The 13228-nt window shown below is 31.3% G+C and carries 13 protein-coding genes; 4 read left to right on the plus strand and 9 right to left on the minus strand.

Annotated elements, in window-relative coordinates; all coding sequences use genetic code 11:
• Nucleotides 1-6: 6 nt before the first annotated feature.
• Both ACH5TW_RS07525 and groL read left to right on the plus strand, forming a co-directional pair.
• Nucleotides 7-282: a co-chaperone GroES gene (locus ACH5TW_RS07525; protein WP_042498021.1), complete on the plus strand. Its 276-nt coding sequence runs from the start codon at nucleotides 7-9 to the stop codon at nucleotides 280-282.
• Between the two features lie 106 nt (nucleotides 283-388).
• Nucleotides 389-2020: a chaperonin GroEL gene (groL, locus tag ACH5TW_RS07530; RefSeq protein ID WP_439335892.1), complete on the plus strand. Its 1632-nt coding sequence runs from the start codon at nucleotides 389-391 to the stop codon at nucleotides 2018-2020.
• Between the two features lie 97 nt (nucleotides 2021-2117).
• On the opposite strand, the gene ACH5TW_RS07535 is transcribed toward groL, so the two are convergent.
• The 9 genes from ACH5TW_RS07535 to xrtF form a co-directional block, all read right to left on the minus strand.
• Nucleotides 2118-3128, minus strand: a complete 1011-nt coding sequence (locus ACH5TW_RS07535; protein ID WP_439335893.1) for an SMP-30/gluconolactonase/LRE family protein — start codon at nucleotides 3126-3128, stop codon at nucleotides 2118-2120.
• Between the two features lie 403 nt (nucleotides 3129-3531).
• Nucleotides 3532-4557, minus strand: a complete 1026-nt coding sequence (locus tag ACH5TW_RS07540) for a DUF6807 domain-containing protein (protein WP_439335894.1) — start codon at nucleotides 4555-4557, stop codon at nucleotides 3532-3534.
• Between the two features lie 125 nt (nucleotides 4558-4682).
• Nucleotides 4683-5453, minus strand: coding sequence for a cupin domain-containing protein (locus ACH5TW_RS07545; RefSeq protein ID WP_439335895.1), 771 nt, complete (start codon nucleotides 5451-5453; stop codon nucleotides 4683-4685).
• A gap of 182 nt (nucleotides 5454-5635) precedes the next feature.
• Nucleotides 5636-6025 (minus strand): heavy-metal-associated domain-containing protein, encoded by a 390-nt coding sequence (locus ACH5TW_RS07550; protein WP_439335896.1) that lies wholly within the window; start codon nucleotides 6023-6025, stop codon nucleotides 5636-5638.
• A 27-nt stretch (nucleotides 6026-6052) separates the two neighbouring features.
• A complete protein-coding gene (locus ACH5TW_RS07555) occupies nucleotides 6053-8290 on the minus strand; it encodes a TonB-dependent receptor (RefSeq protein WP_439335897.1) in 2238 nt (745 codons plus the stop codon).
• 1 nt (nucleotide 8291) lies between these two features.
• Nucleotides 8292-9014: a heavy-metal-associated domain-containing protein gene (locus tag ACH5TW_RS07560; RefSeq protein ID WP_439335898.1), complete on the minus strand. Its 723-nt coding sequence runs from the start codon at nucleotides 9012-9014 to the stop codon at nucleotides 8292-8294.
• A gap of 102 nt (nucleotides 9015-9116) precedes the next feature.
• Entirely contained in the window at nucleotides 9117-9530 is a 414-nt protein-coding gene (locus tag ACH5TW_RS07565; protein WP_439335899.1) for an HYC_CC_PP family protein, read from the minus strand.
• A 57-nt stretch (nucleotides 9531-9587) separates the two neighbouring features.
• Nucleotides 9588-10016 carry an exosortase F system-associated membrane protein gene (locus tag ACH5TW_RS07570; RefSeq protein WP_439335900.1) on the minus strand — a complete coding sequence of 143 codons (429 nt, stop codon included), beginning with the start codon at nucleotides 10014-10016 and terminating at the stop codon, nucleotides 9588-9590.
• Nucleotides 10009-10560, minus strand: coding sequence for an exosortase family protein XrtF (gene xrtF, locus ACH5TW_RS07575; RefSeq protein WP_439335901.1), 552 nt, complete (start codon nucleotides 10558-10560; stop codon nucleotides 10009-10011). The genes ACH5TW_RS07570 and xrtF overlap by 8 nt, the downstream gene beginning before the upstream one ends.
• Before the next feature lie 90 nt (nucleotides 10561-10650).
• Here xrtF and ACH5TW_RS07580 point away from each other — a divergent pair, with 90 nt between their 5' ends.
• Nucleotides 10651-11106, plus strand: coding sequence for an XrtF-associated fRMsr-like GAF protein (locus ACH5TW_RS07580; protein WP_439335902.1), 456 nt, complete (start codon nucleotides 10651-10653; stop codon nucleotides 11104-11106).
• A gap of 132 nt (nucleotides 11107-11238) precedes the next feature.
• On the plus strand, nucleotides 11239-12771 hold the full coding sequence (purH, locus tag ACH5TW_RS07585) for a bifunctional phosphoribosylaminoimidazolecarboxamide formyltransferase/IMP cyclohydrolase (RefSeq protein ID WP_439335903.1): 1533 nt from the start codon (nucleotides 11239-11241) through the stop codon (nucleotides 12769-12771).
• Nucleotides 12772-13228 lie beyond the last annotated feature (457 nt).

Below are 13228 nucleotides of genomic sequence, written 5' to 3' on the forward strand. Positions count from 1 at the left end.
ATTAAAATGAGCTTAAACATTAAACCATTAGCAGACCGAGTTCTTATTGAACCTGCTGCCGCTGAAACTAAAACAGCATCAGGAATTATTATTCCAGATAACGCTAAAGAAAAACCTCAAAAAGGAACTGTTGTTGCTGCCGGAAAAGGCACTAAAGACGAACCTATAACGGTAAAAGTTGGCGACACTGTTTTGTATGGTAAATATGCAGGAACAGAGCTTAAACTCGAAGGAACAGATTATTTAATTATGCGAGAAAGTGATATTCTAGCGATTATTTAAAATATTTCTTTTTCATTTCCGCGTAGGCGGAAATTTAACGAAACAAACTAGATTTTAATTAAAACAAGTTTCCCGCTTTCGCGGAAATAATAAAACAAAAGATATTATGGCAAAAGATATAAAATTTGATATTGAAGCTCGCGACGGTTTAAAACGTGGTGTTGATGCATTAGCAAATGCTGTTAAAGTAACATTAGGTCCAAAAGGACGTAATGTCATTATTGGAAAAAGTTTTGGAGCACCTCAAGTAACAAAAGATGGGGTTTCTGTAGCTAAAGAAATTGAACTTGATGACGCTTTAGAAAACATGGGCGCACAAATGGTTAAAGAAGTAGCTTCTAAAACCAACGATTTAGCTGGTGATGGAACAACTACTGCAACCGTTTTAGCACAAGCTATTGTAAAAGAAGGTTTAAAAAACGTTGCTGCTGGCGCAAACCCGATGGATTTAAAACGTGGTATTGATAAAGCTGTAGACGCTATTACTCTTGACTTAGAAAAACAAGCTAAAAAAGTAGGTAACTCATCAGAAATGATAAAACAAGTAGCTGCTATTTCTGCGAACAATGATGATACTATTGGCGAACTAATTGCTACTGCTTTTGGTAAAGTTGGTAAAGAAGGGGTTATTACTGTTGAAGAGGCTAAGGGTATGGATACTTATGTAGACGTAGTTGAAGGCATGCAATTCGATAGAGGTTATTTATCGCCTTACTTTGTAACAGATGCTGATAAAATGATTGCCGATTTAGAGAATCCATACATTTTATTATTTGATAAAAAGATCTCTAACTTACAAGAAATTCTTCCAATACTAGAGCCAGTTGCTCAGTCTGGTCGTCCTTTATTAATTATTGCTGAAGATGTAGACGGACAAGCATTAGCAACTTTAGTTGTTAATAAATTACGTGGAGGTCTTAAAATTGCTGCTGTAAAAGCACCAGGTTTTGGAGACAGACGTAAAGCTATGTTAGAAGATATTGCTATCTTAACTGGTGGTACTGTTATTTCTGAAGAACGCGGATTTACTTTAGAGAATGCTGACTTAAGCATGTTAGGTACTGCTGAAACAGTTACTGTTGACAAAGACAACACAACTATTGTAAACGGTGCTGGCGTTGCTAAAGACATTAAAGCAAGAGTAAACCAAATTAAAGCTCAAATTGAAACAACAACGAGCGATTACGATAAAGAAAAACTACAAGAGCGTTTAGCTAAATTAGCTGGTGGTGTTGCTGTTCTTTATGTTGGTGCTGCTAGTGAAGTTGAGATGAAAGAGAAAAAAGACCGTGTTGATGATGCTTTACACGCTACAAGAGCTGCCGTTGAAGAAGGCATTGTTGCTGGTGGTGGTGTTGCCTTAGTAAGAGCTAAATCGGTTTTAGAAAAACTTACTACTGATAATTTAGATGAAACAACTGGAGTTCAAATTGTAGCACGTGCTATCGAAGCGCCTTTACGTACTATTGTTGAAAATGCTGGTGGCGAAGGCTCTGTAGTTATAAACAAAATTCTTGAAGGCAAAAAAGATTTTGGTTTTGATGCGAAATCTGATACTTATGTAGATATGCTTAAAGCTGGTATTATCGATCCTAAGAAAGTAACACGTGTAGCTTTAGAAAACGCTGCTTCTGTTTCTGGAATGATTCTTACTACTGAATGTGCTTTAGTAGACATTAAAGAAGATGCTCCTGCTATGCCTCCAATGGGAGGTGGCGGTATGCCAGGAATGATGTAAGAAAAAAATCTTATAAAATATAAAACGCTTCCAGAATAAATTTTTCTCGAAGCGTTTTTATTTTCTTACTACTTGTTATTAAGTACAATTATCGTTTTTAATTATGTTTGAATTTTTCAACACCTTTTACATTCATTTTTACTGACTGCACCCTATCTCTTGGCCCCGTAATAAATAATATTTTTTCATTTCTACCTGCAAAAACATTATTGGTAGCACCGCCTCCAGTATCTACACGAAGAACTTCTTGTCCTTCTTTATTAAAAGCAACAACACCAAAACCATTGCTTATATATACGTTCCCAAGCTCATCCATTGACATACCATCTCCTCCCATATCTACAAACTTTTCGATATTAGAAAGCGTACCATCAGAGTTAATATCGAATACAAATGTACCTCCCATGTTATCACCTGTCCATCTATTTACATACAATTTTTTCCCATCAGGAGTACCAACTACACCATTAGGAAACGAATCATCTGGACTCCATATTCCATCCTCTGGTGTTACTCTAACTAATGAGCTACTACCGGGAGCTAAATAATATACATGTCCTGCTATACCAGAACCTTGCTCTGAATGTGTTGGAGGCCAACTGTTAGCCGTTCTTGGATCAGATGCCTCCCAATACGGTCTTGGAAACATTGGATCTGTAATATAAATACCGCCTGTTTTAGGATTAATCCAAACATCATTTGGTCCATTTAATAGTTTACCATTATAATTATCTACCAATACATCATGAGTACCATCAGGATATATTTTCCACAATTCACCGTGCATATCAGCACAAGCAATTATATTACCATCTCTATCGAAAGCCATTCCATTAGAACGACCTGTACCTTCTAAAAACAAGGATACATCTCCACTCTGCTCATCCCATCTAAAAATTTTATCATTGGGCTGATCTGTAAAAAATACATTTCCTTTTTTATCTACAGTAGGCCCCTCAGTAAAACTATAACCATCTTGTATTAACTTTAAGTCGGCACGAGTTTCTGGATTAATGGGATTATCAGGCTTCCCTTCTGATCGAAGCCTACATGAATAATAAAATAAGGAGCATATTACTCCTGCAATTAAAAAAAATCCTTTTTTCATAAAAAGTAGTTTAAAAGCTAATAAAATACGAAATTGACAATTATTTAGGCAAAAAAAGAAAACAAAGATAAAAAACAATCGATTGTGTTAATATATAATTTTGATATTATTTTATAAATATAAATTTATAAAAATAAACGATTGTATAATATTACTTATTAAGCCCATATAGCAAATAGCATACAGACGAAATAATGTTATCTAAAAAAGTAGAATGGGAAGACTATTTATTCAAAAAAAATCAAATAAATAAAAGGAAGATTAATGTTTTAATTTTAAACATGATGAAAAAGTAAAAAACAGAATTAAAACAAAAGATCTATTATTAATTCTGTTTCTTACTTATAATAAAATATAAGTTACATAATTAGAACCCATTTACGACTCAGACATTATAAATATTCTATTTGTTTTCTGAAATAAAATCTTCATAAATAGCTTCAATATTTTCAAGTTTAGGATATTCTCCATCAATAATAACTACTTGATATTTAAAAGTTGTAGACTTTCCTTTTTTTAATGTATAGTTAAATTGCTCTTTACCTTCAGTGTATATATTACTACCAAAAGGATTAACGCCATATAATCCATAATCTCTTGTCATCCAATGAGGCGGATGATTAAGGTTTTTTGGAGAATCGAAAATACAAACTGAAATACTATCTCCATTAACAGAACCTGCGAGCTGCATCCATTTAGCTCTTTTACCCCAAACTTCAGGATAACCTTCCAAACCATTACTATTTCTATAGTGACCAGAAACGCCTTCATTGTTAAGTACAGCACTTTCAGCAGCAACCTGTTTATCATCAAAAAGAGCCGCAGGCTTATCAGAAGCTATTTCTAATTCTCTTCTCATTCTCATAGCAAACATACCTTCTTTAGAATCTGTAAATAACACGTCAACTTCTGGTGCAGTAAGGGTGGTAGTGAAAGTAATTATTCTTTTATTTTCATCGCCACTAAAAACATATTGTGTTTTTTCATTAATAATAAGTTCTTCAATATCACTACGCCATTCTTTTTCAATTTCTAAAGTACCAACATCTCCAGACTTTACTTTTAGAAACTTTACATGATTTATTCTTCCGTAACGCACATTAGGATGTCTGGGTATAACGGCACTATTCCAAAAATCAATATCATTCACAACACCATGATTAAACCAAAGTCCATAATGGTGAGGATGATCCATACGCTCAAGAGGATTTGGAGCTATAGGAAACCCACGAGTAATCCTTTTTTCACTAGCTGTAAAAATTGGAAAAAGCACAGGTTTTCTCAAAATACTGTCAACATACATATAAGATGTAAAATATTTTCCTTCAATAAAAACATCAAGTTTATTTAACGAATCGTTTTTAACCAAAGAAACATAATCTGGTTTTTCAACAACATCTTTTTTTGTTGGCTTCTTACATGAAAACATAGTACAAAATATTAATAATAAACAAGTAATTGTCAGTTTAGTAAAATTAGAAAACATAGTATTGTAAATTAGTTATAAAATAAAACATTAATTAATATAATTTTTTAAGAAATAATGACAAGTAATTAATTCCACTTAAGAACTAAATAAGAGCATGGCTTATCAGATGCATTACTAATACCATGAAACAACTGAGATGGCGTAAAATAAAAATCGCCTGTTATACCAGTATAGTTTTTACCTTCAATCATCATTTCTGTTTCTCCAGATAGTACTAAAATCATTTCTGTTTCAACATGTTCATGAGGATCATGACTGAGTCCTTTAGAATCTAAACGAGTAACATGCATTTCAAATCGTTCACACATAGCAGTTGATCTATCAAAATAAGCACGTCTAGCGCCACGAGAACTTGGTTTAGAAACCAAGTTTTGTGGATTTAACAAAAGAGAACCTCCAGAGGTTTCTCCCCTCTCAATATTCATTTTCTTTTTAGACTTGAATCGCATTACATAATAAGTAAGATTGGTATCTCCAATATTTTGAAGTGAGTGCATTTGTTGCGGCATCAATAAAAAAACACCTCCCACACCCAAAACAGTACTTTTACCTTCAAGAGTAACTTTCATTAATCCCTCTTTTACAATAATACATTCTTCTATATCATCATTTGCATGAGCAGTACTTGGTTTTGCACCAGGGAATTGAGTGGTAGCATGGATTTCTAGATATTCGAAATGAGGAGATACACCTTCTAGTATTTTTCTAGATTCTCTATCCTCTCCTACTTTTACTGGATGATCTGCCCATTTATAGGCACCAGCTTTTACAGATTCTAATTGAGCCATAATTGTTATTGTAAAAAAACATGAAATAATGGTTAAAATATTTTTCATTTATAATTATTTGAAGTTAACAAAAAGCATAAGCTACTAATATACAGAATATCAAATTAAATAATTGATAATTAACACTTTGCTAACACATCAAAACTCAAGACCTAAAACTAAAAATATATTTTAAATTTGAAAAGCCCAAACAAATTGTTTGGGCTTTTCAAATTTAAAATTATTGTTTCTTAATGATTATTAGCATCATTCTCTTCATGCTCCTTAACCTCTTTATGATCATCTTTTACCTCTTCACTTCTATACCTACAACATGGATGTACTGATGCATACGCCTCATCTGTCGCTTTTAATTCTTTTGTATCATGACCAACGGCAACCACGCTATTTTTAATGGTTTTAACATCTGTTTTGCGTTCATCAAAAATTAATTTTAATTCATGAGTTTTCACATTCCAAACAGCAGATTTTACCCCTTTTGTGTTTAGACATGCTTTTTCAATTCTAGTTTTACACATTAAACAAACACCATCAACTTCCATAGTTGCTTTTGCATTTTTGTTCTGTGCAAATGTTGCTGTTCCTATTAGTATAATTGCAATTACTAGTATTTTTTTCATCTGTTTGTATTTATTGTTTTTTAATTTTTATTTTATCTTAAATCTTAATCCTGCATAATAATTACTTCCAAAAATCGGTCCGTACACAAATGTAGAATCAAAATTCGAACCAAAAGGATTATCGATTCCTAAAATAGGATTATTTTGTCTCACATTAGTTATATTTTCACCACCTATATACACTTCAAACTTAGGAGAAAATACTTTTGTTACTTGCGCATTTAAGGTTGCTAATGTTGGTGTATTTACAGCTAATTGATATTGAAGAGGGTTTGATGCTGTTGATGAAAAACGTTGTTTTCCCAACCAATTATAAGTTGCATCAAACTTCCATTGTTTAGCGCCTTCTTTAATAGGTGTCTCATAGGATGCATTAGCAAACAATCGATGTTTTGGAATTAATGGTTTTTCTAACTTTCCAGAATTATATTGCGTTTGCACATCATAATATTTATATGCCATACGTAAATCGAAATGCTGAAAAACATTATAATTAAACTCAAACTGAAAACTATTAGCATAACTTTCTCCGTCCAGATTATAAAAACTAACTTCCTGTGGGTTTTCATTATCTACAACCACTTGATTTTGAAAATCTGTTTTATAATAATCTAAAGTAATATCTGCTTTTCTTCCAAATAAATTAAACCCTTGCAGATAAGACACACCGTAATTCCAAGCAATTTCAGGATCTAACCCATAAACAGGACCACCGCTATTCACAATATTAATAACTCTTGAGGTTGAAAACATATTTTGGTTTTCTGCAAAAATATTAGCACTTCGTTTTCCGCGACCAACCGAAGCTCGTAAAGCCGATTTCTCCCAAGGTGTATAACGCACATGCAATCTAGGTGTTACAAAGGTTCCTAATAAATTATGATTATCTACACGAACACCCGCTGTTAGGTTTAATTTATCTAAATTATCATAATTGTATTCAAAAAAAGCGCCAATAGAATATTCTGTTCTTTCATAGGAAACCGTATTTACAAACTCATCATAATGATCGTAAGTATAACTAATACCAGTTTTTATTTTATGCCTAGAATCGCTAATAATAGAATTATAAATAGCATTAGTATACAAACTATTTTGAGTAATATCGTATTGATTTAATCCAAAATAAGATGTTTGTTTATGACTGCTAAATGCTGTTTGAATACCCAAACTTTGGTATGGAATTTCAGGGTTTACATAACCTAACTTAGCCGAAACTTCGTAACGCCTCGTATCTATTTCTCCTCCCCAATGGTTTGTTGTTAATTTATCGGTCTCTGGATTAAAATCAAGCTGCCCTGTTTGCTTTTCATCGTTTAAAAATTTAAAATTTATAAAACTCATAAAGCCTTTTTCTGCATTTGTGTATTGCCAACGGTTCATTAAATTCACCTGTTTTTGTAATGGCATATCAAGAAATGAATCATTATTATTATCATTCTTTTTTTTCCTAATATTTCCATGAATATATAAACCAGAATGCCATTTGTCACTCACTTTAGTATTAATATGTGTGTTTAATTCTAACCGTCCATTTCCAGCTCGATAAACATTTAAAAACAATTCATCATCGGTTGTTGGCTTAATCAATTCTGCATTTATTTGTCCCGCAATACTCTCGTATCCATTAACCACACTCCCTGCGCCTTTTGTTATTTGAATACTACTAACCCAAGTACCCGGAATAAAACTCAATCCGAAAGCTTGTGAAGCACCACGAATGGATGGAATATTTTCTGTAGCAATTAAAATATACGGACTTGTTAATCCTAGCATTTTAATTTGTCGTGTTCCTGAAATAGCATCGGCAAAATTAACATCGATGGAAGGATTGGTTTCAAAACTTTCAGACAAGTTACAACATGCTGCTTTTAACAGCTCATCACTACTAACAGTAAAAACATTGGTAGCTTGCATATACGATTTTGAAGTTGCTTGTTTTCTAGAAGTTACTGTTACCTCATCTAAATTATCGGTTGGTTGCAACCAATGATGTACCATTTTTGGTTCTCTAATAGTTAAAGTATCGGTTTTAAAACCCACATAACTTATAACCAGTTTTGTGTTTTCTTTTGAATAAGAAATTGAAAATTTGCCATCTATATCGGTAACAACTCCAATAGATGTATTAAGCCAATAGACATTAGCGCCTGCTAATCCTATATGCTCGTTTTTATCGTTTGCTTCCATAATCATTCCGCCTATTTTGTCTTGCGAATTAAAAACAGCAGGAAGCATTAATAATATATATAATATTTTTTTCATTTTAATTGTAGGTTTTAAGTAGCATAATAATTGCCATAATAATCATAATACTATTCTCAATAAAAGTTGCTTTAGTCATGGGAAGTTTTAAAGCGGTTCCTAAACAAGCACATTGAATCGATTTTTTATCAAGCAATGCTTTTGTTACTCCAATGGTTGTAATTCCTAAAACGATTAAAGTAATTATTAGGGCTATTGAAATTTGTATACGCATTAAAAACATAACACCAAGAGTAACTTCAATAAACGGATAGACCCAACCGTACACTGGTAGTACTTTTGCTAAGGGATCGTACATTTTAAAAGATTTTGGAAAACCTTTTAAATCTAAAAGCTTGAAAAAGCTAAAAACAATGTAGAATAATCCCATAAAATCGAGCATAAAACTGCTAGCATCCCACGGCTTATTATTTAATAAAACGGATACTATAATGATATAACCGAAAATTAAGAACAAAGGAAACAATTGTTTTAAATCGTTTTTTTCTTCTGTTTTTATATTAGATACTTTTTGAAATATGCTATTTTCTGAAATAGTGTATTTATCGGAAAGTGTTTTTTGCAATGTTTCTTCCGAAATATTCTTAGTCATTTCAACAGTAGCTTCTGCATTTTCTAAATTTACGGTTGCGTTGATAACATCTTCTAACGCGTTAAGTTTATCTTCAACAGATGTTCTGCAACCATTACAGGTCATACCTGTAACTGTATATGTACGTTTCATTTTGAAATTTTATTTGAATGTTTAAGATTCTTTTTTTGATTTCCTTGAAAACGGAAAACCTTAAGAGATTCCCTTATTCAAGGGAATCAAAAAATCTATATCTCAAATAATAAAAACTTGGTCTAACACCTGAATATCGGCAACCAAATTGGGAGGTGAATAATCTTTATGAGGAATACATTGTCTTTCTATACTTTCAAATAAATTAATATAAGCATAGAATGCACATGTAATAAACTGTTGTTGTTCAAAATGTAAATCTTCAAATGAAGAGAATTTTAATTCATTTTGACCTTTTACTACTTCTATTTCATCTTTACAACATGACTTTTTCTTAATAGTTTCCTGTTGCATTCCATTAGAACCCATATCACATTTTTGGGCTTCATAAAAAACAGAAACATCAACTAAAACATCACCACAAAAATGTTTTTCAACAGTAAAAGATACGGTTGAAAACAATACAAGTAATGCTAATAGTATTGAAAAACTTTTATGTAAAAATTGCTTTATCACATTACAAATGTACAAAATACTTAAACCTCAAACTCTTTTTTGTTAAATGATTAACATTTAAGCCCTAAGTTTATGATAATAAAATGCTGGTAATAATAGAATTAAAATAATAGGCTGAATTAAAAAGCGACGTACATTAAAAAACAAATAATAATCTTCTTGTCTAGGGTTTACAACAAAATACAAATAGATTAATAGCAACACAAAAAAGGCCATTGAATAAATAACAACAGAGAACTTAATAATACTTTTATCTTTAAAAAAAACGTAGAGAATACTTAATGAAATAAGGGTATTTAAAATATACCGTAACATTGTAAAAGCAGTAACTTTTAAAACTTCTCGTCGCGGACTATCAATATACAAATAATCATTTTGAAAAAACATTAGATAAGGATCGTAAAATAATTCATCTTCAAAAAAACGAATTAAAACCAATAACCCAAAAAGGATAAATAGTAGGATATATTTTAAAATCTTATTCATACTTCTTATTCAGTTTAGAAAAACGATTCACCCAAAAAACCCATAACAATAATACCAAACCGTAAATAACTGCAGGAAATACAACTGTATGCAAAAATTCTGAATAATAAGGATAATGATATAAGCCCATACTCAAAATAACAATACGAAATAAATTAAATGAGTAAATCAAAACACTACCTGAAAGAATATAAAAAAAGGTAGTTTTTAGTTTTCCTGAAAAGGCTATTATAAATGAAATAAACAAAACAATTACACTAACTGCATTACAACCTTCTACAATTCTAGCGAGGTATCTATCATTTACAATAAGTTTCATTGAAGGCTCATCTGGATGTGGCAAAACTTGTGTTTTATATCCAAATGTATTTAACAATATCTCAGTTTGTTTAGAAACCAAATGCGTCATATAATCTGGATAGAATTTTGAACCATTGGAATATTGTAAATAAAATTTATACAATACCGAAAAACCGATATATACCACTAAAAACGTAAGTATAAATTTTATAACCGACTTATATTTTATGAAAAGTTCCTTCAAAAAATTAAAATATTTCTAGGTGTTAAATTTATTAAAAGTGAATATCGAAATTACAGCTTTTTAAATACTTTTACCAAAACTTTTAGCTTTATGATTTTTGATACTTTAAAACCACAAATTACAACAATTGTTAAACAAACAGAAAAAACAACCAACGAACGTCTTTTAAGTATTTGTGAATTGCTAGAAAAAAATATAGAATATTACAACTGGGCAGGATTTTATTTTAGAAATGGCGCTAAAGAAGAACTACTTTTAGGGCCTTATGTTGGTGCGCCAACAGACCATACTATCATTCCTTTTGGAAAAGGTATTTGCGGACAAGTAGCCGTTAGCAATAAAAACTTTGTTGTACCAGATGTAGCTGCTCAAGATAATTATATTGCCTGCAGCATTACAGTTAAAGCTGAAATTGTAGTCCCAATTTTTGTAAATGGTGAAAATATTGGGCAAATAGACATAGATTCTAATACGCCAGATCCATTTACTGAAGCAGACGAACGCTTTTTAGAATTTGTATGCAATGAAGTAGCCAAAATATTATAGTTGTTAACAACTCTTTCTTTTAGTTAAAAAAACGTCCTCTTTTTTAACAAATCTAAGCTCCTTTTTTAAAGTAAATAAGTACTTTTGCAAATAATTGCAAATTTCACATCCTTAAAAACATAACACAACAAAATGAGCAACGAAAAAACCATTAAATCGGCATTAATATCTGTATTTAGCAAAGAGGGTTTAGAGCCTATTGTAAAAGAACTAGACAAACAAGGTGTAATCATTTATTCTACTGGTGGTACTGAGAAATTTATTAATGATTTAGGCATTAAAGTTGTTCCTGTTGAAGATGTGACTTCATACCCCTCAATACTTGGTGGTCGTGTAAAGACATTACACCCAAAAGTTTTTGGAGGTATTTTAAACAGACAAAATCATGATGGTGATGTTGCTGAATTAGCAGAATATGAGATTCCGCAAATTGATGTGGTTATTGTTGATTTATACCCGTTTGAAAAAACAGTAGCTTCTGAAGCTAGCGAACAAGATATTATTGAAAAAATAGATATAGGTGGTATTTCATTAATTCGTGCTGCTGCAAAAAATTATGCTGATGTTGTTTGTGTATCATCGGTTGATGATTATGCGGAATTTTTAGAACTTATTTCTGAAAACAACGGAAACATTTCTGAAGAAAACAGAAAGCGTTTTGCTGGAAAAGCATTTAACGTATCATCACATTATGATACAGCTATTTTTAACTACTTCAACCAAAACCATGATGAAGCTGCTTTAAAAATAAGTGAAACAAAAGGAAAAGTATTACGTTACGGAGAAAACCCGCACCAAAGAGGTTTCTTCTTCGGAAATTTTGATGAAATCTTTACTAAACTTCATGGTAAAGAATTAAGTTATAATAACCTATTAGATGTTGATGCAGCGGTTAATTTAATTTTAGAATTTAAAAACGATGCACCAACATTTGCTATTTTAAAACATAACAATGCTTGTGGTTTAGCACAAAGAGAGTCTTTACACCAAGCTTATGTAGATGCCCTTGCCGGAGACCCTGTTTCTGCATTTGGTGGTGTTTTAATAAGTAATAAAGAAATTGATTTAGCTACTGCTGAAGAAATTCACGGTTTATTTTGTGAAGTAGTTATCGCCCCTTCTTTTGCTGATGATGCATTAGAAATTTTAAAAGGTAAAAAGAACAGAATCCTTTTAGTACTTCATGATATTGAAATGCCAAAAATGAATGTTAGAAGTTGTTTAAATGGTGTTTTATTACAAGACAGAAACAACGTTACAGATACTATTGAAGGATTGAAAAATGTAACCAATACAAACCCTACTGAAAGCGAGTTAAGTGATTTAATTTTTGCATCAAAAATTTGTAAGCACACAAAATCTAATACCATTGTATTAACTAAAAACAATCAATTACTTGCTGCTGGAACAGGACAAACAAGTCGCGTTGATGCCTTAGAGCAAGCTATACATAAAGCACAAACTTTTAAGTTTGATTTAAATGGTGCTGCTATGGCTAGTGATGCATTTTTCCCGTTTCCTGATTGTGTAGAAATTGCTAAAAATGCTGGCATTAGCGCAGTAATTCAACCTGGTGGCTCTATTAAAGATCAATTAAGTATTGATTATTGTAATGAAAATAATGTATCTATGGTTATGACAGGAACACGTCATTTTAAACATTAATTGAAAAATTAATATAATCCAAAAAGAGCACTACCCATAGTGCTCTTTTTTTTGGAGTTAATTTAATAACAAGTATTAACACTCCTCTCCCTCAACTTCTCTCTCTAAGAAATTATTAAACTACAATAACCCTAAACTATGTAGTCCAATTTATTCTAGTAATTACAATTGAGTTAACCTATAAATTAAAAGAAATAATTGCGCTATTATTGCTATTACTATGATGTAAATAAAATAATCTGACAACTTTTTTTTAGTTCTACTTAAGTTCATTTTTGGTCTATCTTTATCAGTATCTTTTTTTTCAGAATACATACGTTATTAATAAATAGTGGTTTATTCTTTGAATAAATTTATTATTAAACAGTTATGTATTTAAAATTATAGGCATGAAACAGGAATTTTTACCCATGAGAGCGGAAAAATGAAAAACAAACCTAATATGTGCTTTGAAAAA

It is taken from the genome of Thalassobellus sediminis (assembly GCF_044386045.1).
In the GTDB taxonomy this organism is placed as follows: Bacteria; Bacteroidota; Bacteroidia; order Flavobacteriales; family Flavobacteriaceae; genus Thalassobellus; species Thalassobellus sediminis.

What these genes read in the sequence shown, in the direction of transcription:
- ACH5TW_RS07540 (WP_439335894.1), bottom strand. Translation starts at nt 4,557, where the DNA reads ATGTTTTCATGTAAGAAGCCAACAAAAAAAGATGTTGTTGAAAAACCA.
- purH (WP_439335903.1), top strand. Translation starts at nt 11,239, where the DNA reads ATGAGCAACGAAAAAACCATTAAATCGGCATTAATATCTGTATTTAGC.
- ACH5TW_RS07535 (WP_439335893.1), bottom strand. Translation starts at nt 3,128, where the DNA reads ATGAAAAAAGGATTTTTTTTAATTGCAGGAGTAATATGCTCCTTATTT.
- ACH5TW_RS07525 (WP_042498021.1), top strand. Translation starts at nt 7, where the DNA reads ATGAGCTTAAACATTAAACCATTAGCAGACCGAGTTCTTATTGAACCT.
- ACH5TW_RS07550 (WP_439335896.1), bottom strand. Translation starts at nt 6,025, where the DNA reads ATGAAAAAAATACTAGTAATTGCAATTATACTAATAGGAACAGCAACA.
- groL (WP_439335892.1), top strand. Translation starts at nt 389, where the DNA reads ATGGCAAAAGATATAAAATTTGATATTGAAGCTCGCGACGGTTTAAAA.
- ACH5TW_RS07555 (WP_439335897.1), bottom strand. Translation starts at nt 8,290, where the DNA reads ATGAAAAAAATATTATATATATTATTAATGCTTCCTGCTGTTTTTAAT.
- ACH5TW_RS07560 (WP_439335898.1), bottom strand. Translation starts at nt 9,014, where the DNA reads ATGAAACGTACATATACAGTTACAGGTATGACCTGTAATGGTTGCAGA.
- ACH5TW_RS07580 (WP_439335902.1), top strand. Translation starts at nt 10,651, where the DNA reads ATGATTTTTGATACTTTAAAACCACAAATTACAACAATTGTTAAACAA.
- ACH5TW_RS07545 (WP_439335895.1), bottom strand. Translation starts at nt 5,453, where the DNA reads ATGAAAAATATTTTAACCATTATTTCATGTTTTTTTACAATAACAATT.
- ACH5TW_RS07570 (WP_439335900.1), bottom strand. Translation starts at nt 10,016, where the DNA reads ATGAATAAGATTTTAAAATATATCCTACTATTTATCCTTTTTGGGTTA.